Raw genomic sequence first — 22,160 nt, forward strand, 5'->3', positions numbered from 1 at the left:
GCTTAGTGACGGCCGGCCGATGCGGCCACCCGTGCGCAACCGCCTAGCCTGGCAGGCGTGCTGGTGAAGGTGACCCGACGGTGAGTCGCAAGCGCGTCGTCGTCGCGGGCCTGGGCGACACCGGAGTGCTCACCGCGATCAAGCTTGCGCGCCGGGCCGACGTGGTGGGCATCTCGGTCAAGCCCGGCCTGCTCAGCGGGCAGGAACTGGGCACCCGGCTCAGCCGGCCGCACGACTGGGCGCGCGACTACTGGATCCCGTTCGACCGGCTGCGCGGCCTGGACCGGGTGCGCACGGTGCACGGCGAGATCACCGGTGTCGACCTCGGCGCGCGCACGCTCGGCGTGCGGGGCGCGGACGGCGCGGTGCACGAGGAGCCCTACGACGCACTGGTCATCTCGACGGGGGTGACCAACGGGTTCTGGCGGCAGTCCACGGTGCAGGACGCGGGCGCCGTCGGGGCGGACCTGCGCGCGGCCCACGACCGGCTGGCCGGCGCGGGCACGGTGATGGTGATCGGTGGGGGAGCGGCCGCCGTCAGCACCGCCGCGAACGTGGCCGCGACGTGGCCGGCCAAGCGGGTCGGACTGTATTTCCCCGGCGAGCGGGCGCTGCCGCAGCATCACGACGGGGTGTGGCGGCGGGTCCGGCGGCGGCTCGAGGAGTTCGGGGTCGCACTGCACCCGGGCCACCGTGCGCTGGTGCCCGACGGCTTCGCGTGTGACCAGATCACCGACGGGCCCGTGCACTGGTCCAGTGGCCAGCCCGCCGCCTCGGCCGACGCGGTGCTCTGGGCGATCGGGCGGGTGCGGCCGAACACCGGATGGCTGCCCGGCGAGCTGCTGGACGAGCAGGGCTTCGTGCGCGTCACGCCGACGCTGCAGGTGCCGCACCAGCCGGGGGTGTTCGCGGTCGGCGACGTTGCGGCGACCGACCCGCTGCGCACCTCCGCGCGCAACCGGGCGGACAAGCTGTTGGCGCACAACGTCATCGCGCAGTTCGAGGGCCGCAGCCTGAAGGAGTACCGGGCGCCGAAGCGGCGCTGGGGTTCGGTGCTCGGCGTGCAGGCCGACGGGCTGCAGGTGTTCGCCCCCAGCGGGCAGGCATTCCGGTTCCCGGCCTGGTCGGTGGAGCGAATCCTGCTGCCGCTCATCGTGCGCCGCGGGATCTACGGCGGAGTGCGCACCAACCGCCCGCTCTGAGTACGGCTCCTGGCACGAAGAAGCCCGCCGCCGCAGCGGGGCTGCGGCGGCGGGTCTTTCGCGTTACTGCTTGATCTAGCCGGCCATGAACTGGTCGTAGGCCGACGCGAGCTCCGGCGACAGCACCGTCACGTTGCACTGACGCTGCGTCTCGCCGATCGGCGCGAGGATGCCGCGCAGCTCGTAGTACTCCTGCGAGTTCGCGGTGAAGTACCCGCGCAGGTTGGCCTCGGCCTGCGGACGCGGCTGGGTGAACGCCGCGGTGACGGCCTGGTTGGCACCCGGGTGGGCGGCCAGGTAGTTGCGAGCCTCGCCGGTGACGTTGCTGACCGTGTTGGCCACCTGGTCGGCGTTGCACTGGGCAGGCGCCGCGACGGCGCTCGGCGCTGCGATGGTCGCTGCGGCCAGGCCCCCGAACAGGATGCCTGCGCTCGCGCCGGCGATTCTCCGGCGCATGGTGTTACCACTCGAATTCATGATCACTTGTCCTTCATATTGCGAATTGACTTTGGTGCGAATCCCCCGCCCCCGCAAACCAAGGTAGCCGAATGGTCGGGGTGCCAAACGCGAGCCGCGGGCCTGCGGAAACGCCTCTCCGGAGCGTTACATGATCACGGCGTGACATGCGCCTCAATAACGGCGGTATTCGATAAGCGCATCCGCAGATCGGACCCAATTCCTCAGAATCGCCGCCCGACTCTTAAATGATCGTGATGTGCGCGGTGACCGAATTGTTACCTTCGAATGCCGCTGCGCGGGATCTCCTCGGCGATGCGGTCCATCAGTGCGGTGTAGCGGTTGGCCTCGCGGTGTTGCCCCGGTTTACCGCTGCTGATGAGTCCGGCCGCGAGTCCGCGCTCCGGGTCGGCCCACACCGCGACGTTGGTCAGGCCGAGGTTGCCGAACGCCGCCGGGGCGTTGCGGCCGAACGGGCCGAAGCGCTTCGACCCGAGCATGTACCCGGTGCCCCAGCGCAGCGGCATCAGCCCGACCGCGACGTCCGGTCGCAGCCGCCGGCACGGCCGGGTGGCCGCGTACACGGTTTCGGGCGCCGTCACCCGAACGCCGTCGAGTTCGCCGCCGCGACGCAGCAGCTCGGCGAACCGGGACAGCTCGTCGGCGGTGGAGACCGTGTTGGACGACGGCAGCACGCTGGTCAGGTACTGCGGGCTGTTCGAGAACGGGATAATCTTGTGCAGCGGTCCGCCAGTGGCCAATTGGAAGACCTTCTGCATTGCCGCGGGCAACGGAACGCCCGTCGCGTGGCTCGGCGCGACTTGCGGGACGTCCTGCGGTGCGACGCCGAAATTGGTCCACCGGAAGCCCAGCGGATCGAGGATGTCGGTGGCCAGGATGTCGCGGATGTTCCGTCCGGCGGCCGCGCCGACGATCTCCCGGATCAACGGTCCCCACGTGAGTCCGTGATAGATGTGCACCAGCCCAGGGCGGTGCAGCGGACGCAGGCTCCCGAGCATCTGACGGGTGTACTCGCTGTCGTCCATGCGTTTGAGGTCGACGCGGGGGCCGATGTAGATGGGAACGCCTGCGCTGTGCGTCATGACGTGCCGGATCGTGGTGCGTTCCTTGCCGTGGCCGGTGTACTCGGGGAGGTGGTCGCACACCCGGTCGTCGAGGGACAGCACGCCACGCTCGACGAGCATGTGCACCACCGTGGTGGTGACGAACTTGGCGGCGGAGTACGCGCAGAACGGCGTGTCGGGGGTGACGGGCACCTTCTCGGTGTCCGGCGGGTCGTCGGGAGCGTTGCCCCAGCCGTGACCGATGGCCCGGTTCAGCACGATCCTGCCGTTGTGACGCAGGCACAGCTGGATCGCGGGATGCATCCCGGCGGTGTACCAGTACCGGACCGCGGCCCAGATCCGCTCGACGGCCGCCGGGTCGATGCCGGAGTGGTCTTCGGCGCCGGCGGTGGTGACCGCGTCCAGATCGGCCGGGACACGGATCCGGCCGTCGGCGGGTGCTTCGAGCTGCGATTCGGCCACGTCGACAGGCTAACCGCACCTCTCCGGCGGATGAATTCGTCGCTCGGCTACAACAGCTTTCGACCTCTGACAAGCGGCGACGCGGGTGTCGGCGAGATAGTGACATATGCAACACCGCGGCTGGTTTTAACGCTCCCGCAACACCGGGTAGCCCAATGGGCAGGTGCAAACGGCGCCGACAGAACACCGTCAACGCCAAAGGGGCTAACCATATGACTACTACCGCAGAGACCACCACCTTGCTCGCACAGTTGCGCACGCTGCTCGACCTCACGTCCACCGAGATCCAGGTGGCCGAGACCCGGGTCGCGCAGGCCCGTACCGAGGCCGTCCGCACTGAGCTCACTCAGAACGCGTCGAACGGGCGTGAGCGTGCCGAGGCCATCGAGCAGACCATCCGCGACCTCGGCGGCTTCCCCGACGTGATCGGCCCGTTCCTGGGTCGTGCCGCGGCTGCCGTCAAGGCGCTCACCGAGCAGGCGCAGCCGTTCGACGAGGCGCTGCTGGGCGACCTGGCGCTCGAGCACCAGTTGCTCGACCGGGCCCGCTACACGAAGGCGCTGGCCGTCGCGGCCCGCAACAAGGACGTCGAGAACCTGGCCACCCGGCTGATCACCGCACACGCGGCGACCGTCGACTGGCTCACCACCGTTCTCGCCGAGGACGCGCTGGGCGGACCCGCCGCACTGCGTCGCACGCCGGTCCAGGCGTTCGCCGGAGCGACCGTCAAGCTGGTCAACGTGCCGGTGACCTGGACCACCCGCGGTATCGACCGTGCGCTTGATTCCGTGCGCTCGGTGCCGCCGGCGCTCAACGAGCTGCGCAACCGGGGCGTCAACGCCGGTGAGATCGCCGCCAAGACGATCAGCGCGTCGCGCGACGCCGCGCTGAACGCCGCCGAGCGGGTCACCCGCCAGGAAGGCGCCGACGACGCGGCCGACGCGCTGCACTCCGCCCGGTCGGCCACCGGTGTGCTGGACGCGTCCGAACTGCCGATCGCGGACTACGAGGACCTCAACGTGAGCCAGGCCGTGGCCGCGGTGAAGGACCTCGAGGATGCCGCCGACATCCGGGCGATCATCCACTACGAGGAGGCCCACAAGAACCGGGCGAGCGTCGTGTCCGCCGCGCAGACGCGCGTCGCCGACATCGCCAAGGAGATCGTGGGCATCAGCAACTGAGCCACGCGAAGTACAGCCCCGGCGGCCACGGTCGCCGGGGTTTTCGCATGTCTGAGGGGTCAGTTCGGCCAGCGCGGTGACCGGCCGAGGTGGGCGACCAGAAGGTCGAGGTCGGTGGCGCGGCCGCCGGCGTGGGCCGCCGGACCGAACGGCGCCCCGGCGGCGGCGCGCGACTCGTCGTCGGGCACGATCCGCGCGACGGACAACGCCGCGGCCACCACGTCGTCGCCGAGTGCGAGGGGCCGGCCCAGGCTGCGCGCCACGTCCCAGCCGTGCACCGCGTAGTCGACGAAGTGCATGGCGATCGCCACCGGCCCGGGGAACACCGCGTCGGTGCCGAATTCGGGCAGGGTGAACGACGCGTCGAGCACACCGTCGGCGCCGAACGCCGCGAGCAGGTCCTCGGCCGCTTCGGTGTAGGTCCCCACCGGGTCGGCGTCGACGGCGGCGGCGACGCGGTCGGGATCCCAGATCTGCAGGTCCGCCCCGGCGCCACGCGCCGCCGCGGCGAATCCGTGGTGCTGAACCGTCATGTGCGCGAGCAGGTGGCGCAGCGTCCAGTCGCCGCACGGGGTGGGCAGATCGAGACGGTCGGGGGTGACCGCTGCGACGACGTCAACGGATGCGAGCACGGCGCGGCGGTGCAGGGGACGGAAATCGGTATCAGTAAGCATATGCAGATCGTATGCGCATGCGTACGATATGGCAATGCCTATACTCGCGCCGTGGCGGGACGGTCGAGGCGGCGCGACCTCGCGGCGATGCTGGCGCCGCTGGTGCGCGACGCGATCGCGGCCGAGCGTCCGGTGCTCGAGGCACACGGCCTCTCCATGTGGGGCTACAGCGTGCTGGTCACCCTCGACGAGTCGCCGATACGCACCCAGGCGGCCCTCGCCGAGGCCATCGGGGCGGACAAGACCCGGATCATCGCGACCCTCGACGAACTGCAGGCGCAGGGCCACATCGAACGCAGGCCCGATCCGGCCGACCGCCGCGTGCGGCTGCTGGCGATCACCGAGTCCGGCCGCACCGTCAAGGACGCCGCGCAGCACGAGATCCAGCAGGGCGAGGAGAGTCTGCTCGGCCAACTGCCGGACGCCGACCGCCGCGTCTTCCTGCGGGCGCTGGACCGGTTGTCGCGCCGCCCGTGACTCAGCGCGTCAGGAAGCCCGCGTCCAGCTTCCACTCGGTGCCGGTGATGAACGCCGCCGCGTCGGACACCAGCCATGCCACCGCACCGGCCACGTCGGCCGGTTGCAGCAACGGGATGGGCAGCGCATTCTGCTGGCTCAGCAGCCACGGGTCGGCCGCCTCGGAGAGCGCCATCGTGGTCTCGTTGAGGATCATGTCGGTGGCCACGCCGCTGGGGTGAATGGTGTTGACCCGGATCGACTGCGGTGCAAGCTGACTCGCCCAGCCCTGCATCAGCGCGACCAGGGCGCGCTTGGACGCCGAGTAGCCCTGCAGGCCGGGCCGGTCGGTGCCGGACGCCTTGATGCCCGCCGTCGAGGAGGCCAGCACCACCGAGCCGCCCCGGCCACCGGCGAGCAGGGCGGGGATGGCGGCCTCGACCGTGTTCCACACCCCGACCAGGTTGACGTCGACGACGTCGCGGAAGATCCGCTCGCGGTCCTCGCCGGAGGTCAGCCGGATGATGCCGGCGTTCGCGATGACGATGTCCAGGCGGCCGAACAGGTCGACGCCCTCGTCGACCACCGCGCGGACGGCGCCGCCGTCGCGAACGTCGGCCTGCCGGGCGAGGATTCGCCTGCCCTGGGCCTCGACCTCACCGACCGTCGCGACGAGGTCCTCGGGTGTCGACCCGGGGTAGTCGGTCGAGTCGAACTCCGCGCAGGCGTCGAGCGCGATGACGTCGGCGCCCGCGGCCGCCAGCGCGACCGCGTACGCGCGGCCCAGCCCCCGCGCCGCGCCGGTGACGAGGGCGACCCGGCCGTCCAGACCCCGCTCAGCCATCGTTGTCCGGGCTGGGGAAGTTCACGTCCTTGGTGACCGGTTTCCACTCCTCGATCGAGGCCGACATCGCGGCCAGCTTGTCGCGGGTGGCCTTGAGCACGTCGCGGCCGAGCAGCAGCCGCAGCGGCGGATCGTCGAGGGTGGTGAGCATCAGCACCGCCTCGGCGACCTTGCGCGGGTCACCGGGCAGGTCGTTGGCGAACTGCTTGATCAGCGTCTTGCGTGCGCCGACGTGTTCGGCGTAATCGTCGACGGGAGTGGCGGACTCCTTCATCGACCGGGCCGCCCAGTCGGTGCGGAAGGCGCCCGGCTCGATCGCGCACACCTTGATGCCCAGTGGCTTGACCTCGGCGGCCAGCGCCTCGGTGAGCGCCTCGAGGGCGAACTTGGTCGACGAGTAGTACGCATTGGGCGGGTTGGCCACCAGCCCGGTCATCGACGAGATGTTGACGATGTGACCGCCCCGGCGGGCCCGCATCTGCGGCAGCACCGCCTTGATCATGTCGACCGCGCCGAAGTAGTTGGTGTCGAACAGCTTCCGCACCTCGGCGTCATCGCCCTCCTCGACGGCGGACATGTAGCCGTAGCCGGCGTTGTTCACCAATACGTCCACCCCGCCGAACGCATCGTCGGCGGCGGCCACCGCGGCGGCGATCTGACCCTTGTCCGTCACGTCCAGGGCTACCGGCACGGCGCGCTCACCGAAGGTCTCGGCGAAGTCCCCGACGGCCTCGGCGCGCCGCGCCGTCACCACCACGCTGTGACCGTTCTCCAGTGCGACGCGGGCGATCTCGCGTCCGATACCGGTCGAGCACCCGGTGATGAGCCAGCGCGCCACGTCAGACCGTCCCTTCCGGCAGGCGCCGCAGATACGCCGCCCGCCGTGCCGCCAGTTCCCCGGCGCGTTCCTGCGTTGTCACCCGGTCGAGTCCGGGCACCTCGGCGTCCAGGTCGTCGAGCTTGACCACCCGGCCCCGCGCGCCAAGGTCCTCGCGCGGGCCGTCCGGCCCGAACTCGGCCATCCGCAGCGTCAGGATGCCCTCACCCAGGCCGTCGGTGTCGATCCAGTTGCGGGTCCCCGGATCGGTGGCGGAGATGACGTAGGTGTAGCCGCCGCCGTCCCCCGGATGCGACTGCGCCTTGTTGAGACTGCCTGTGCGATCGACGATCTCGAGGGTGGTGCCCCAGACGTTGCTCAGCGGCACGGTGAAGTACTCCGCGCCGCCGTCGTCGACGTCCACGACGAACGCCTCGTCGGGTCGCAGATCGAACCGGCCCATCACGTAGACCTGATTGCGCATCGCACCCGCCCGGTCCGCCGACCACGCCAGGTCGAAGTGGTTGGCAGGCATCTTGTACACGCCGTGGCTGAGCTTGCCGGTGAAGTTCGCGAAGTGCGCCATCATCGCCGCGGTGGCCTCGGCCTGTTCGTCGACGGTGCGAGCCGGCCCCGCGGGCGGCCCGCCGAGGCGCTCGACCGTGAGGTGGTTCGGGTCGTCGCGGCCCCAGTCGAGCAGCACGTCGCGGATGTAGAACTCGTGCGCCTCCGGCGTGGAGCGCACGTGGTTGGGTCTGCCGTTCGCGGGTTCGGAGTCCACGGTGATGGTGAACGACCCGTCGGACTCCACCTCCATGGTGCGGCCGTTGAGCACGTCGACGGTGCCCATGTTCGCGTCCCACAGCGTGAAGTAGTTCTCGGTCATCCGGTGTTCGCCGACGCGTCCGCGGATCTCGTAGCGTTCGTCGCCGCTGATCGGGATCACCCGGTAGATGCTGTCGGGATTGTCGATGCCCCAGCGTGTTCCGGGGATGGTGCGCCCGGCCACCGGGTGCGCCAGCCGGGTGATGCAGGTGACCTCGGGCCGCAGCGGGTCCTGATTGGACGACCACACCGCCGCGGAGAACATCACCTCGGCGAACGCGGCGTCGAAGCGCTCCCGCATGGTGTCCGACGGCTTGGCGCGCGACAGCCAGTTCTCCGCGACCGAGGTGTAGGCGGCGCGCACGGTCGGATGTTCGGTGAGCTCGAGGGCGGCCAGTTCGTGCTCGTGCTGCGCGGCGGTGGCGACGGGGTGGTCGGTCATCACGTCCTCGGGTGTCGGAAGCGGGAGTTGTAGGCCGCGAAGCGGTCGTCGACCTCTGACTCGGTGAGGCCGTAGTCCTGCAGCGCATAGGCCGGGCGTTGCGGCGCGCGCGGCCGTTCGACGAGCCACCGGCGCATGGCCGCCTCGGCCTCGGCGGTGAGTGCCAGGCCGATGGCGTCGTACACCCGCGCGACGGCTGCGATCGGATCGGCGACCGCGTCGGCGTAGGCGATGTCGGTGACCAGGGCGGCGGGCCACTGCGTGCGTACGGCCATGGCCCGGTCGGCGGTCCAGCCCATCCGCTGCAACCACTGTGCGCCGACGCGGTGCCGGTCGACGGTGTCGGCGTGCATCGCGTGCAGCGTCGCGTTGAGGCTGGCGCCCGAGGCGACGGTCTCGCGGGGATCCCGGTGCATGTGCACCACGTGCAGATCGGGGAACCGTGCGCGCAGGGCGTCGAGGTAACCGAGGTGGGCCGGCGACTTGAGCACCCAACGCCGGGCGGCGGTCCCGGCGTGCCGTTTCTGCCACTGCAGGAACTGCAGCATGCGGTGCAGGTACTCGTACGCCGGCGCGAAGTCCTGCGTGTCGATCCACGACCGGTACCGCGGCACGTGCGCACCGGACTCGGGCACGTGGGAGAGGAATGCGTCGGACAGGAAGACGATCTCCTCCTCCGGTTCCCGCGCGTACATCGGGTGGATCGCGAACAGGTCCGGCGCGAGCTCGCGCGACCTGGCCTCGCGCGTTTCGCTGATGGCGATCCGCGGGTCGGGCCCCGACCAGTCGTGGTCGAGCCGCGGCGCCACCTCGACCACCTCCCAGCCGTACGCGCAGTGCAGGCGGGGATCGGCGGCCAGCAGCCGCTGCAGCAGCGTGGTGCCGCTGCGCATCATGCCGACCACCACGATCGGGGCGGCGATCACCTCGTCGAGGATCTCCGGGTATCTGCGGATCCACTCCTGGGAGCGCAGCCGCATCCGCAGGCTGTGCACGATGCCCGCGCGCAGGATGTGCACGCCGATGTCGTTGAGATCGGCGGCCGCGTAGTCGTCGAGCAGGACGGCCAGCGGCTCGGCGAACGGCACCGGGCCCCAGTCCTGCAGGCCCTCCTTCTGCTGGGCGGCGGACATCACCGCCGCGACGTCGAACGCGGAGGTCTGCGCGGTGCCGGTCACCACTTGAGGTGGTGACTCATGTCGCCGACCTGGTCGACGAACATGGTGCGGGAGTCGAACCACCAGCGCCCGTCCACCCGGTGGAACGTGTCGTGGTAGCGACCGGTGACGATGACCTGCAGCGGCAGGTCGGGTGTGGCCTGCGTGACCAGGTAGCACGACCGGGCCGCGGCGCTGCCCGCGGCCTCGTCGACCTCGATCCGCACGTTCGTGGTGTGGTGGTGGGTCTTCGGGGTGCCGTCGTCGTGGAGCCGGGTCGCCATGTCGTACATCTGCCGCACCCGGACCGTGCCCTCGAACACCGTCTCCGGCGGGCCGTTCTCCACCCCGCAGATCCGGCCGTGCGCGAACAGGTCGGCGACCGCGCCGAGATCGCCGGCGTCGATCCGCTCGGCATAGGAGTAGATCAGGTTCTCGATTTCGCGTGCGCTGTCGGTCATGCGGAATGCCCCGTGGTGAACGGTGTGCGAACGGCGTTCTGGCGCAAGGGCGACCCCGCAATCCGGCCACGGAGGCCGTCATGGCCAGCCGTACTACTGGCTCTAGTCAACTAACCAGCAGTGAACATCGGTGTCAACGGCCGGGGCCGGTCCGGCGCGGTGCCGCACCGGGCTACCCTCACACCGTGACCACACCGTGGGCGCCGAGCCGACTCGGCAACCTGACCGGCAAACGCATCGTCGTCACCGGAGCCACCAACGGGGTGGGCCTGGGCACGGCACGGGCGCTGGCCGCGGCGGGGGCGCACGTCATCATGGCGGTCCGCAACACCGAACTCGGCGCGCAGCGCGCCGCGGAGATCGGCGGCTCCACCGAGGTCCGCAAGGTGGACCTCGCCGACCAGGCTTCGGTGCGGGCGTTCTGCGCCGACCTCGACGGCGAGATCGACATCCTGATCAACAACGCCGGGGCCCTCACCCAGGCCCGAACCGACACCGTCGACGGCTTCGAGGGAACGATCGGCACCAACCTGCTCGGACCGTTCGCCCTGACGAACCTGCTGTTCGACCGGGTGACGTCGCAGATCATCACCGTCGGGTCGAATGCGCACCGCAATGCGACCCTGCGCCTCGACGACATGCATCTGCGCACCAACAAGTGGACCGTGATGGGCGCCTACGCCCGCTCGAAGATGGCCGTGATGCTGTGGGGCCTCGAACTGGACCGGCGGTTGCGGGCGGCGAAGTCGCCGGTGGTCAGCCAGCTGACCGATCCGGGCTGGGTGGCGTCGAACATCTCCCAGGTGTCGGACAAGCCGCTGATGGCGGTGGCGCACAAGGTGGTCAAGGGGGTGGCCGACCGGCTGGCCAACGACATCGACGCAGGCGCGGCGCCGACGCTCTACTGCATCAGCGAGCCCATCCCGCCGGGCAGCTACGTCGGAGTGGCGGGCCGGATGGGCCTGACGGGCGGGCCCGTCCTGATCGGCCGCAGCGAGGCCGTCTGTGACTACGCCGCGGCCAGGCGGGTGTTCGAATTCGCCGAGCAGGAGACGAACACCACGCTGCCCGTGTGATTCTCAGATGCCGTAGCGCAGCTTCACGCTGCGGTAGCGGTCCTGCAGCTGGGCGGTGCGCTGCTCCGGCGTCACCATCGCGGTACCGGGCGGCAGGGCGTCGAGCAGGTCTGCCCGCGGCACCAGCCGGGTGCGGAACACCGCGGCATGCCGGCTGGCCAGGTTGCGGTAGGTGAGGTTTCCGTCCGAGAAGCCCTGTGTGTCAAGCCAGTTGTGTACCAGCGGGTCGTCGTGCGACAGCACCAGCCGCACCACCCCGTCGGCGTCGACCGCCGTACGTGCCGGGGTGTAGCTGACCGGGCGGTGCAGGAAGTCCATGCTCGAGCCGAACACGCCGCCCATGCCGAACACCCAGAATCCGTCGTGGGCGTCCATCTCCACGATCAGTGCCTCGTCGGGCGCCAGCCGCCACACCATGTGCGCGGCGACCCGGCCGCGCTTGGCGTCGGCGTCGGAGTCCGCGGACCGGTCGGCGGGAAACCGGTTGAGCTGCAACGGGTCACACACGCCACCGGAGTACCGCCACGAATGCTCGGGCCAGTCGCGCATCGCGCCGGTGAGGAAGTCGGCTGCCCAGCCGAACGCCTCGACCATCCGGTCGGCCAACGGCGGTGCCGGCGGGCCGGTCATGCCCACCCGTTCGATCGTCAGCGTCGTCGGTGTCTCGTACCAGGCGTCGAACGCCTCGCGCACGAACAGCTTCCGGCTGCCCGCGGTGGTCGGCAGCCAGTTCTGCGGACGTTGCGGCCCGCCGACGTACACCTCGAATCGACCGTCGGCGTCGGTGACGATCTGGTGGCCGAACAAGTTGGCCTCCGGGATGTCGCCGAAGGGTTCGTGCAGCGACGGCCAGTCGGTGCCGGGGATGGTGTCCGGCCGCGGTCCCTGCACCGTGATGTTCAGCCACCGCGCGGTGCCGCGGGCGCCGGTGAGCCGGTAGGTGTGGGAGCCGTCGATCCAGGCCTGACGGTAGGTGAAGTCGGCGACGTCGCCGCCGAGCTTGCGGGTCGGCGTACAGAACGGGTGCAGCTGGGGGTACGCCGGGTCGCGGGTCTCCAGCGCCAGGTCGAAGGCCTGCCCGAGGTTCTGGGTGAGGAAGCGGAAGGCATCGGCGCGCTGTACCGGTGCCGCCGGGTTGACGTCCTTGAACGCCTGCGCCCCTGCGTCTTTCAGCCGGTCGCAGAAGTCGCGCCACGCCTGGTCGAGTGCGTCGTCGGCGGGTCCGTCGCGGAAGGCCACGATGTTCAGGCTCCCAGGCGCGTCAACAGGGCGGACAGGTGGTGCGCCGCACGTGCGGTGGCAGGCGCGGCGCCCTCGGCGTCGATGCGCGGTCCCACCAGTTCGATGTCGAAGACGCCGCCGTAGCCCGTCGCCAGCACGTCGCCCAGGATCCCCGGCAGGTCGATGGTCCCGTCGCCGGGTACCGCCCGGCACGGTGCGCTCCGGTCACCGAGCACGTAGTCGCTGACCTGAACCAGGCCGGTGTGCGGCGCGGCGCGCTCGATGAGCCCGCGCAGCCCCGCCTCCATCCAGCAGGCGTGCAGGTCGACACACACCCCGATGTCCGCGCGCTCGGCCAGCGCGATCGTGTCGGACAGCGTGTGGGCCATGTGGATGTCGGCGTTGAACGGCGAGGCGTTCTCCACCAGCAGCCGCACCCCCGCGGCTTCGGCGGCCTCCCGGCCCGGGCCGAGCAGATCGGCGAGCCGGTCGGCGGCCCGCTCCCACGTCAGCCCGCCGCGGCCGCCGGTCAGCAGATACAACCGCTCGGCGCCGAGTTCCGCGGCGACGTCGACGACCTCCAGCAGCCGGCGGCCCGCCTCGCCACTGTCGCGTTCGATGTCCGGATGGACGGCGAAGACGTGGTTCACCGTGGTGACCCGCGGCCCGCCGCGACGCACCGCGCGCCACGCCTCGGCGGACAGTGGGAACGCCTGGCTGACCAGCGTCATGTGCTGGATTTCCAGGGACCGGCAGTGCTCGACGAACACCTCGGTCGGCCGGCCGAGGAACGCCACCTGGTGCAGGCTGACGCGGGAATGCACGGCTAGGAACGCTTTTCGATGGGCACCCCGAAGCGTTCCCGGAACGGGCGGAACTCCTCGTGCAGCGCGTCGAGGTCCTCGCCGATGTCGGTGAGCACCGTGGTGGAGTACCGGAACTTGCCGTGCCGGTCGCCCTTGTTCGTCGCCAGGTAGTCACGCATCGCCGCTTCGGCCTCGGCGGACAGCTCGCGGCCGGCGAACCCGTAGCAGTCGCGCACGGTGGCAACGGGGTCGGCGACGAAGTCCACATAGCGGACGTGGTGGATGCGCGGATCGGCGGCGAGCGGGTTGGTCATGGTGTTGGCGGTGCTCGCCCGCGTCATCTCCAGGTGGAACTTCGCCTCGGCGGCGAGATCCACCGGGCCGACGAGCCCGTCGGCGATGTCGGCCATCATCATCGTGCGCGACGCCGCCACCTGCACCGGATCGCGGTGCAGCCAGACCAGCCGGGCATCGGGATAGGCGTCGAAGAACTCGGCGAGCCGGAAGCCGTGAAAGCCCTTGCACACCCACTGCTGCGGCGGCCCGCCGTACTGAAGCTGCTGCAGCATGGCGCGGTGGATGCGGTACTGCGCTGCAGCGTCGGTGGGAAGCCCGGCCGCGAGTGTCTTCATCGGCACCCGCCACCAGGCCGTCGGCGTCATCACCCGGAAGTCGAACGCCCACGTCCGCTCGTCCTCGGGCAGCCCGTCGCCGAGCATGTCGTTGTACGGATGGCTGTGCAGCCACTTGGGCAGCTTGGCGTTGATCTCCCGCCAGTCCTCGTCGGCGCGGGCCCGGCGGGGATCGTCGGGGCCGGCGAGTCCCGGCGGCGGCGACGGGTACATCACCTCCCAGAACCTCAGCGCGCGGGCGGCAGGATCCACCGACATCAGCGCGTGCATCAGCGTCGTGCCGGAGCGGGGTTCGCCGGTGACGAACAGCGGTCGGTCGATCACCTCGTCGGCGATCGGATGGCGTTGGCGGTCCTCGAAGAACTCCAGTCGCGACGTGAGCAGCCACCGGCACACCTCGGTGGCCTGCCGCCGTCCGGCGTCGTCGAGGCCCGCGGCGTTGAGGTGGTCCACTGCCACGGCGAATCGCGCGGGCAGGGTGTCGTCGCCCCAGTCGGTCAGACCGGTGTCCCGGCACGCCGCGCCGAGCAGTTCCTCCGCGTCGAGTGCGTTGCGCGACAGCGTGATCGGTGCCGGGGCGGCCGCGGGATCGTCGAGCAGCGCGAGCAGCAGGTCCTCGGTCTCGCGGACCTTGCCCGCCGACGCGGCGCTGTAGGCCAGCCCGGCCATGCCGCCGTACTCCATCAGCTTGAACACCCGCATGCCTGCGTCGGCGAAGTCCTTGAGCCGCTGAGCCACCTCACGCGGGCTGCCGCACGGGAAGATGTCGCGGATGGCCTGGGTGTCCACCTCGTCGCAGAACCGCAGGAGGTTCTCCCGCGACAGCTTCACCGGATCGAAATCCTGTACTCCGCGCCAGTTCTCGCCCATCGGATGCCGGTGTCCGAAGGCTCGCAGATCCGCCGCGGTCAGCAGCAGCAGGATCGACTTCACCAACGGCGCACGCAGCATCTCGGCGATCTCGTCGTCGTCGCCGATCAGGCAGATCTGCGTCAGCGCGGGCACGATCGCCATCGGGTCGCGGCCGGCGCGGTCGGCGGCGGACCGCACGGCGGCGAGCTTGGCGGCGTAGTCCTCGGGCGTGTAGGCGCCCATCGGCCACCAGCCGTCGGCGTACCGGCCGGTGAGCTCGAGCATGCGGGGTCCGGCGGCGCCGATCCACAGCGGCGGGCAGCGGCCGTCGACGTGGGCGGTATCGAGGCGGGCGTGGTCGAGGCGGTAGAACTCGCCGCGGAAGTCGACGGGGCCCTCGCTGTCCCACAGCAGTCTGATCACCCGGATCGACTCCTCGAGACGGCTGACGGGACGGGCGAAGTCGAAGCCGTAGGGCACGATGTTCTCGAGTTCACCGGATCCGAGGCCGAGGATGAAGCGGCCGTTCGAGAGGTGGTCGAGGGTGAGGGCCGTCTGGGCGAGCAGCGCCGGGTGCCTGCGCACCGTGTCGACGACGCTGGTGGCCAGCGGGGTGCGCTCGGTGAGCACGGCCGCCGCGGCGGCGACAGCCATGGCGTCCAGATTCTGGTGGGGCGACGGCGAGGCGGTCGCCAGGTCGGTGAATTCCGGTGTCCAGATCGCGTCCGGCCAGAAGCTGACCATGTGGTCGGGAATCCAGATCGAGTGGTACCGGCCGGAGTCGTACGCGCCGAGCTGATCCAGCCCGAGCGGGAGCGTGGTGCGCAGGAACGCGGCCGGTTGCACCTTCATCGCGGGGCGCTTGCATGCGGGCTGTTGAGCACTCGCACAGCATACGAGCCGTGACCCTCTCGCCGCGGCAACTTCCCGCGTTGAGGTCGCCAGGGGCCCGGGTGAGCTACGTAGGCCGACGTTGCTGTGCGTTGACGCCGGCGTCGATTTCGCCCGGTTGCTCGCCGTACCGCCGTCCCGACGCCCGGCTGCAGCAGGACGATCCGGGTGGTGCCGGCACCGTCTGTCGCAGGGGTCACAGGGTGCGGGTGTCAACGTTAGGGAAACCCCCGATTCCTTCACCCCCGTTGCGCGTCGAGACTTGGCGACAAGGGACACGTGCGGCGCGGCGAATAGACAGTCGCGTCACGAAGGGGGAGGGGAAAGCATGATCCAGCAGACGGAGGAGCGTCGGATCGGCGGGGAGCACCGGCCGAGCCTGATCGGCCAGTTCGGGGGGCCGCGACCGCTTGAACAGCGGACCATCGGCGGACGCACCGCCAGCGAGGTGCCGGGACTCGACATCGGGGAGCTGCGTTCGTGGCAGAACTTCCTCGACGCGTCGCTTCGGCTGACGGCCCGGCTCAACCGGGTGCTGTCCGACGCGCACCAGGTGGGGCTGTCCGACCTGCGGCTGCTGCAGCGGCTGCAGAAGTCCGACACCGGCTCGGCGAGGATGGGGGACCTCGCCGACGCGCTCGTGGTGTCGGCCAGCCGGATCAGCCGCCAGGTGGGCCGGCTCGAGGACAAGGGCCTTGCCAAGCGGATGCCCAGCGAGAAGGACGGCCGTAGCGTGCTGGCCACCATCACCGAGAAGGGCACTGCCCTGCTCGAGGAGGCGATGCTCACCTACGGCGAGGCGATCCGTGAGCATTACCTGCAGCAGCTGTCCCGGCCGCAGACCGCGGCCATGGCCGAGAACTGCAGGCGGATCAACGCGGCGCTGATGTGCGAGGACACTGTCTGAGCGCGTCGCCTCAGTCGCGCGCGTTCGGCTCGCCCAGCACCCGCAGCGGTGGGTTGCGCACATACCGGGCCTGATTGCCGCCGTCGACGCGCGCCTGCCGCATGGCCGCGCATGCAATGCCGATCACCTCGTCGAGCACCTCGTCGGGTGGATGCCGCGTCAAGGGCCGCAGCGGTGTGCTGACCACCCCGATGCTCGCCGTCAGGCCTGACGGGGTGGTGGTGATCGCTCCGCGCAGCCGCTCCACCAGCGGCGACGCATCGGCGGTGGTGAACGTGTCGGCGATCAGGAACTCGGCGTCGGCCTCGCCGGTCAGCATGTGGGCGACCACCGCGTTCTGCCGGACGTTCTCGCGCATCGTCTGGCCGACGGCGACCCGTACCTGGTCGCCGACGTGCACGCCGCCGACGTCGACCCGGAGCGAGAAGCTGTCGATGCTGACGACGACGATCACGAAGTAGCGGTCGTCGTCGCGGCTGCGCGACGCCAGCAGCGTCGCCGCCCGCAGCCCGAAGGCGTCGCGATTCAGCAGGCCGGTGAGCGGCTCGATCTCGTCCTGGTCGATGTCGTCGACGATCAGCCGGCTGGCGGTCCGGCAGGTGTAGACCACCACCACGTTGACCGTCACCACCAGCGCCGCGCCGACGACCGCCAGCGTGGCGTCGGCGGTCATCCGCAGGGCGAGCGTCAGCAGCGTGGCGGCCATGCCCGTCCACACCACGAACAGCAGTCGCAGCGAGTGGAAGAACGCGACGTAGGCCGCGATGATCGCGAAGTTCGTCGCCCCGAGCAGCCCCACCAGCGGAACCGGTTGGATCAGGCACCCCGCGATGACCGCCACCGTGCCGATGACGACGCTGGCCGCCGATTCGGTGCGACTCGGCCAGCGGCGGCGCAGCCACGACAGTCCGACGACCAGGCACGTCGCCGCGACGGCAGCGGCGATCACCCGGTCGCGCCCGGTCTGCGGCCCGATCGAGCTTCCCGTGAGCGCCAGCGGCAACGCACCGGCGACGACGACGGAGCCCGCGATGACGCGACAGGTGCGCACCTGCGCTCCGCGCGCCGCCAGGATCGCCGTCAGCCAGTAGTAATGGTCCCCGGGACCCACTCGCTTCGACGCCGTCATCTCCGCGTCATCTTCCGTCCGAACTGTCCGCGCCCCCGGCCGCACACCCATTGTCCCTATCGCCGTCGACGGCTTTTTCATTATCGGTCGATTGCCGACGGACGTGTTGACTGCCGGTTAGGGGACCCTTAGTTTGTGGTGACAGCTTTGCGCGAACCGGCTGGTGTGGAACGCCCGGACCGGACTCCGCCCACCCGAATGCTCGGCCGACGATGGCGTGGCGACGTGCCGCGGGAGAGGACACCTGATGGCACGCGGTTTCCAGGGCGCCATGATGAAGGGGTTCGGCGCGCGCGACCACACCGCCACGGTGATCGGGACCGAACGGATCGCACCGCACTTCGTGCGGATCCGGATGGAGTCGCCGACCGTCTTCGAAGATGTGGTGCCCGAACCCGCGGCGTGGCTGCGGTTCTGGTTCCCCGACCCTGACGGGTCCGATTCGGAGTTCCAGCGCGGCTACACGCTGTCGGAGGCCGACGCCGACAGCGGCCGTTTCGCGGTCGACGTCGTGCTGCACGAACCGGCGGGTCCCGCGTCGACGTGGGCGAAGACCGTGCAACCCGGCGCGACCATCGAGGTGATGGCGCTGATGGGGTCGACGCGCTTCGATCTGCCCGAGGAACCGCCCGCGGGCTACCTGCTGATCGGCGACGCGGCCTCGATCCCCGGCATCAACGGCATCATCGGCGCGATCGACGCCGAGGTGCCCATCGAGCTGTACCTCGAGCAGCACGACGAACACGACCCGCTGATCCCGATCACCGAGCACCCGCGGCTGCGCCTGCACCGGGTGGCCCGCCGCGACGAGAAGTCGCTGGCCGAGGCGCTCGAGATCCGTGACTGGTCGAACTGGTACGCCTGGGCGACGCCCGAGGCCAACACCCTCAAGCATGTGCGGAACCGGTTGAAGGAGTTCGGCTTTCCCAAGTCCGAGATCCACGCCCAGGCGTACTGGAACGCGGGCAAGGCGATGGGCAGGCAACGCGGTGGTGACGAGCAACAGACCGCCGCGCCCGCCGTGACACCCGTGCCCGCCGCCGAGGCCCCGGCGCCCGCTCCCGCGGCGCCACAGGGCAGCTGGCGGTCGCAGGCGGCGGGCAGGCTGCTGGCGCCACTGAAGACACCGCTGATCGTCTGCGGGGTGCTGCAGGCGGTGATCACGCTCGTTCAACTGGCGCCCTTCGTGCTGCTGGTGGAACTCGCCCGGCTGCTCCTGACCGCTGCCGACGAATCCCGTTTGTGGACACTGGCGTTTACCGCGCTGACACTGCTGGGCGTCGGCACCGTGCTCGGCGCCGCGCTGACGCTGTGGCTGCACGCGCTCGACGCCCGGTTCGCCCGGGAACTGCGCGGCCGGCTGCTGACCAAGATGGCCCGGCTACCGCTCGGCTGGTTCACCGCCCGCGGCTCCGGCTCCATCAAGCAGCTGGTGCAGGACGACACCCTGGCCCTGCATTACCTTGTCACGCATGCCATTCCGGATGCCGTCGCCGCGGCGGTGTCGCCGGTCGCCGTGCTGGTGTACCTGTTCGTCGTGGACTGGCGGATCGCGCTGGTGCTGTTCGTCCCGGTGCTGGTGTGGATGGTGCTGACGTCGACGATGACGGTGCAGTCCGGACCGAAGATCCCGCAGTCGGCCAAGTGGGTGGAGCGGATGAACGGCGAGGCCGGCGCCTACCTCGAGGGTCAGCCGGTGGTGCGGGTGTTCGGTGGCGCCGCGGCGTCGAGCTTCCGTGCCCGGCTCGACGAGTACATCGCGTTCCTCAACGACTGGCAGCGGCCCTTCGTCGGCAAGAAGACGACGATGGACATCGCGACCCGGCCCGCGACGTTCCTGTGGCTGATCGCCGTCACCGGCACGCTGCTCGTCGTCGCGGGGTCGATGGACCCGGTGAATCTGCTGCCGTTCCTGTTGCTGGGCACCACCTTCGGTTCCCGGCTGCTCAACATCGCCTACGGGCTGGGCGGCATCCGGACCGGCGTGCTCGCCGCGCGGCGGCTGCAGAACACGCTCGACGAGCCCGAACTCGACGTGCGCGACGACGCCGCCCCGCATGACGACAACCGGAGCGGCATCGTCGAATTCGACCGCGTCACCTTCGGCTACCGCCCCGGGGTGCCGGTGATCAAGGACGTCTCGCTGACGCTGCGGCCGGGCACGGTCACCGCGCTGGTCGGGCCGTCGGGCTCGGGCAAGTCGACGCTGGCCGCGCTGCTGGCACGCTTCCACGACGTCGCCGACGGCGCGATACTGGTCGACGGCAGGGACGTCCGGTCGCTGAGCGCCGACGAGCTGTACCGGCGGGTGGGCTTCGTGTTGCAGGAGACCCAGCTGGTGCACGGCACCGTCGCCGAGAACATCGCGCTGGCCGAGCCGGACTCACCGCCGGAGCGGGTGCACGCGGCGGCCGAGCAGGCCCAGATCCATGACCGGGTGCTGCGGCTGCCGGACGGCTACGACACCGTGCTCGGCGCCGCCAGCGGGTTGTCCGGCGGTGAGCGGCAGCGGCTCACCATCGCCAGGGCGATCGTCGCCGACACCCCGGTGCTGATCCTCGACGAGGCCACCGCGTTCGCCGACCCCGAGTCGGAGTACCTGGTGCAGCAGGCGCTCAACCGGCTGACCAGTGACCGCACCGTGCTGGTGATCGCCCACCGGCTGCACACCGTCACCGGCGCCGACCAGATCGTCGTCCTCGACGACGGCCGCATCGCCGAACGCGGCACCCACGACGAGCTGCTGGCCGCCGACGGTCTCTACCGGCGGCTCTGGGACACCGCCCGGCCCGGCGAGGGCGCCGTGGCGAGCGCACAGGAGGCGACGCGATGATCCCGACCCTGATCCGGCTCATCCCGGTCGACCGCACGCCAAGGGTGGCGCTCTATGCGGTACTCGCGCTGATATCGGTCGTTCTGCGGGCCGTCGCCGCGGTGCTGCTGGTGCCGCTGATCGCCGCGCTGTTCGGCGACACCCCGGCGGACGCGCTGCCGTGGCTCGGCTGGCTGACCCTGGCGACCCTGGTGGGCTGGGCGGTGGACGGCGCGACCGCGCGGATCGGTTTCGACCTGGGCTTCGCCGTCCTCGACCGCACCCAGCACGACGTCGCCGACCGGCTGCCCGCGGTGCGGCTGGACTGGTTCGACGCCGAGAACACCGCCACCGCACGGCAGGCCATCGCGGCGACCGGGCCGGACCTGGTGGGCCTCGTCGTCAACCTGCTGACCCCGCTGCTCAACGCGGTGCTGCTGCCGCTGGCGGTCGCGCTGGCACTGTTCGCGGTCGCGCCGTGGCAGCTCGGCGCCGCGGCGTTGGCCGGAGTGGTGGTGCTGCTGGCGGCGATGGGGGCATCGGGCCGGCTGAGCCGGCAGGCCGACCGGGTGGCCGGGGAGTCCAACAGCGCGCTGACCGAACGGCTCATCGAGTTCGCCCGCACCCAGCAGGCGTTGCGCGCCGCGCGCCGCGTCGAGCCCGCCCGCAGCCACGTCGGCGAGGCGCTGGCCACCCAGCACGGGGCGACCATGCGGCTGCTGCTCATGCAGGTGCCCGGGCAGCTGCTGTTCAGCATCGCCAGTCAGCTGGCGCTCATCCTGCTCGCAGGCGTGACCACCGTGCTGACCGTGAACGGTGCGCTCTCGGTGCCGGAGGCCGTCGCGCTGATCGTCGTCATCGCCCGTTACCTGGAGCCGTTCACCACGCTGAGCGAGCTGGCGCCCGCACTCGAGACGATCCGCGCCACCCTCGACCACATCCGCGCGGTGATCACGGCGCCGACCCTGCGGGCGGGCACCGGCACGCTGCCCGAATCGTCGGCGCCGCCCCGGATCACGTTCTCCGACGTCAGCTTCGGCTACGGGGACACCCCCGTGCTCGACGGCGTCAGCTTCACGCTCGAGCCGGGCGCCACCACCGCGATCGTCGGGCCGTCGGGTTCGGGCAAGAGCACGATCCTGGCGCTGATCGCCGGACTGCACGAACCGGTGTCGGGTCGGGTGCTGATCGACGGTGTCGACGCGGCAGGCCTTGACGCCGAGAGCCGTCGCGCCGCCGCGAGTGTGGTGTTCCAGCAGCCGTACCTGTTCAACGGCACCATCCGGGAGAACGTGCTGGCCGGTGATCCCGCCGCGGACGCCGGCGAGCTGGCGCGCGCGACGGCGCTGGCCCGGGTCGACGAACTGACCGGACGGCTGCCCGACGGCGATGCCACCCGCGTCGGCGAGGCGGGCACCGCACTGTCCGGTGGCGAGCGCCAGCGGGTGAGCATCGCCCGTGCGCTGCTCAAGAAGTCGCCGGTGCTGCTCGTCGACGAGGCCACCAGCGCGCTGGACAACGAGAACGAGGCGGCGATCGTCGACGCGCTCACGGCCGATGTACGGCCGCGCACCAAGGTGATCGTCGCGCACCGGCTGGCCAGCATCCGCCACGCCGACCGCGTGCTGTTCCTGGACGGCGGCCGCGTCGTCGAGGATGGCAGTATCGACGAACTACTTTCAGCCGGCGGCCGGTTCGAGGAGTTCTGGCGCCAGCAGCGCGACGCCGCGGACTGGCGCATCCACGCCTGACTTCGCCGGACCTCGTCGCGA

The 22,160-nt window shown here is 70.7% G+C and carries 19 protein-coding genes and 1 pseudogene; 7 read left to right on the forward strand and 13 right to left on the reverse strand.

The window, feature by feature from the left end; all coding sequences use genetic code 11:
• The first annotated feature begins 80 nt into the window (after positions 1–80).
• On the forward strand, positions 81–1,202 hold the full coding sequence (locus AB0K11_RS22760; protein WP_364982242.1) for an FAD-dependent oxidoreductase: 1,122 nt from the start codon (positions 81–83) through the stop codon (positions 1,200–1,202).
• Between the two features lie 75 nt (positions 1,203–1,277).
• Here AB0K11_RS22760 and AB0K11_RS22765 read toward each other — a convergent pair whose 3' ends face one another.
• Together AB0K11_RS22765 and lipE are read right to left on the reverse strand one after the other, a co-directional pair.
• Positions 1,278–1,679: a heme-binding protein gene (locus AB0K11_RS22765; RefSeq protein ID WP_364982244.1), complete on the reverse strand. Its 402-nt coding sequence runs from the start codon at positions 1,677–1,679 to the stop codon at positions 1,278–1,280.
• A 257-nt stretch (positions 1,680–1,936) separates the two neighbouring features.
• Positions 1,937–3,205, reverse strand: a complete 1,269-nt coding sequence (gene lipE, locus AB0K11_RS22770) for a lipase LipE (protein ID WP_364982247.1) — start codon at positions 3,203–3,205, stop codon at positions 1,937–1,939.
• Positions 3,206–3,417: 212 nt separating this feature from the next.
• Between lipE and AB0K11_RS22775 the strand changes: the two genes are divergently transcribed.
• Positions 3,418–4,386: a ferritin-like domain-containing protein gene (locus AB0K11_RS22775; RefSeq protein WP_364982250.1), complete on the forward strand. Its 969-nt coding sequence runs from the start codon at positions 3,418–3,420 to the stop codon at positions 4,384–4,386.
• 59 nt (positions 4,387–4,445) lie between these two features.
• Here the strand turns inward: AB0K11_RS22775 and AB0K11_RS22780 are convergent, their stop codons facing one another.
• The gene (locus tag AB0K11_RS22780; RefSeq protein WP_364982253.1) at positions 4,446–5,060 is read right to left on the reverse strand and encodes a TIGR03086 family metal-binding protein; all 615 of its coding nucleotides are present in this window, start codon (positions 5,058–5,060) and stop codon (positions 4,446–4,448) included.
• A 51-nt stretch (positions 5,061–5,111) separates the two neighbouring features.
• Between AB0K11_RS22780 and AB0K11_RS22785 the strand changes: the two genes are divergently transcribed.
• Positions 5,112–5,537, forward strand: coding sequence for a MarR family winged helix-turn-helix transcriptional regulator (locus AB0K11_RS22785; protein ID WP_364982256.1), 426 nt, complete (start codon positions 5,112–5,114; stop codon positions 5,535–5,537).
• Between the two features lies 1 nt (position 5,538).
• Here the strand turns inward: AB0K11_RS22785 and AB0K11_RS22790 are convergent, their stop codons facing one another.
• Genes AB0K11_RS22790 through AB0K11_RS22810 form a run of 5 tightly spaced genes read right to left on the reverse strand, consistent with a single transcriptional unit; the run spans position 5,539 to position 10,062 of the window.
• Positions 5,539–6,360: a mycofactocin-coupled SDR family oxidoreductase gene (locus AB0K11_RS22790; RefSeq protein ID WP_364982259.1), complete on the reverse strand. Its 822-nt coding sequence runs from the start codon at positions 6,358–6,360 to the stop codon at positions 5,539–5,541.
• Positions 6,353–7,198 (reverse strand): oxidoreductase, encoded by an 846-nt coding sequence (locus AB0K11_RS22795; protein ID WP_364982262.1) that lies wholly within the window; start codon positions 7,196–7,198, stop codon positions 6,353–6,355. The genes AB0K11_RS22790 and AB0K11_RS22795 overlap by 8 nt, the downstream gene beginning before the upstream one ends.
• Position 7,199: 1 nt before the next feature.
• Positions 7,200–8,444: a hypothetical protein gene (locus AB0K11_RS22800; protein ID WP_364982265.1), complete on the reverse strand. Its 1,245-nt coding sequence runs from the start codon at positions 8,442–8,444 to the stop codon at positions 7,200–7,202.
• Positions 8,444–9,577 carry a sulfotransferase gene (locus tag AB0K11_RS22805; RefSeq protein WP_364983117.1) on the reverse strand — a complete coding sequence of 378 codons (1,134 nt, stop codon included), beginning with the start codon at positions 9,575–9,577 and terminating at the stop codon, positions 8,444–8,446. The genes AB0K11_RS22800 and AB0K11_RS22805 overlap by 1 nt, the downstream gene beginning before the upstream one ends.
• A gap of 41 nt (positions 9,578–9,618) precedes the next feature.
• On the reverse strand, positions 9,619–10,062 hold the full coding sequence (locus AB0K11_RS22810) for a nuclear transport factor 2 family protein (protein ID WP_364982268.1): 444 nt from the start codon (positions 10,060–10,062) through the stop codon (positions 9,619–9,621).
• A gap of 185 nt (positions 10,063–10,247) precedes the next feature.
• On the opposite strand from AB0K11_RS22810, the gene AB0K11_RS22815 reads away from it, so the two are divergent.
• Positions 10,248–11,138 (forward strand): SDR family NAD(P)-dependent oxidoreductase, encoded by an 891-nt coding sequence (locus AB0K11_RS22815; protein WP_364982271.1) that lies wholly within the window; start codon positions 10,248–10,250, stop codon positions 11,136–11,138.
• Positions 11,139–11,141: 3 nt separating this feature from the next.
• Here the strand turns inward: AB0K11_RS22815 and AB0K11_RS22820 are convergent, their stop codons facing one another.
• From AB0K11_RS22820 to AB0K11_RS22835, 4 genes and pseudogenes are all read right to left on the reverse strand, one after another.
• Complete coding sequence (locus AB0K11_RS22820) at positions 11,142–12,377, reverse strand: DUF1214 domain-containing protein (protein WP_364982274.1); 1,236 nt, start codon at positions 12,375–12,377, stop codon at positions 11,142–11,144.
• Positions 12,378–12,382: 5 nt separating this feature from the next.
• Positions 12,383–13,183: a sugar phosphate isomerase/epimerase gene (locus AB0K11_RS22825; RefSeq protein ID WP_364982277.1), complete on the reverse strand. Its 801-nt coding sequence runs from the start codon at positions 13,181–13,183 to the stop codon at positions 12,383–12,385.
• A gap of 2 nt (positions 13,184–13,185) precedes the next feature.
• Positions 13,186–14,358, reverse strand: a complete 1,173-nt coding sequence (locus AB0K11_RS22830) for a sulfotransferase (RefSeq protein ID WP_364983120.1) — start codon at positions 14,356–14,358, stop codon at positions 13,186–13,188.
• Positions 14,359–14,379: 21 nt separating this feature from the next.
• A pseudogene (locus AB0K11_RS22835) lies at positions 14,380–15,501 on the reverse strand (LLM class flavin-dependent oxidoreductase); the annotation flags it as partial.
• A 367-nt stretch (positions 15,502–15,868) separates the two neighbouring features.
• Here AB0K11_RS22835 and AB0K11_RS22840 point away from each other — a divergent pair.
• The gene (locus AB0K11_RS22840; protein ID WP_364982280.1) at positions 15,869–16,447 is read left to right on the forward strand and encodes a MarR family transcriptional regulator; all 579 of its coding nucleotides are present in this window, start codon (positions 15,869–15,871) and stop codon (positions 16,445–16,447) included.
• A 10-nt stretch (positions 16,448–16,457) separates the two neighbouring features.
• Here the strand turns inward: AB0K11_RS22840 and AB0K11_RS22845 are convergent, their stop codons facing one another.
• Positions 16,458–17,576 (reverse strand): GGDEF domain-containing protein, encoded by a 1,119-nt coding sequence (locus AB0K11_RS22845; RefSeq protein ID WP_364982283.1) that lies wholly within the window; start codon positions 17,574–17,576, stop codon positions 16,458–16,460.
• 247 nt (positions 17,577–17,823) lie between these two features.
• Between AB0K11_RS22845 and AB0K11_RS22850 the strand changes: the two genes are divergently transcribed.
• Together AB0K11_RS22850 and AB0K11_RS22855 are read left to right on the forward strand one after the other, a co-directional pair.
• Complete coding sequence (locus tag AB0K11_RS22850) at positions 17,824–20,409, forward strand: ABC transporter ATP-binding protein/permease (protein ID WP_364982286.1); 2,586 nt, start codon at positions 17,824–17,826, stop codon at positions 20,407–20,409.
• Positions 20,406–22,139 carry an ABC transporter ATP-binding protein gene (locus AB0K11_RS22855; protein WP_364982289.1) on the forward strand — a complete coding sequence of 578 codons (1,734 nt, stop codon included), beginning with the start codon at positions 20,406–20,408 and terminating at the stop codon, positions 22,137–22,139. Before AB0K11_RS22850 ends, AB0K11_RS22855 begins: the two co-directional genes overlap by 4 nt.
• Positions 22,140–22,160: the final 21 nt, after the last annotated feature.

The organism is Mycobacterium sp. NPDC050551, assembly GCF_040674075.1.
GTDB lineage: Bacteria > Actinomycetota > Actinomycetes > Mycobacteriales > Mycobacteriaceae > Mycobacterium.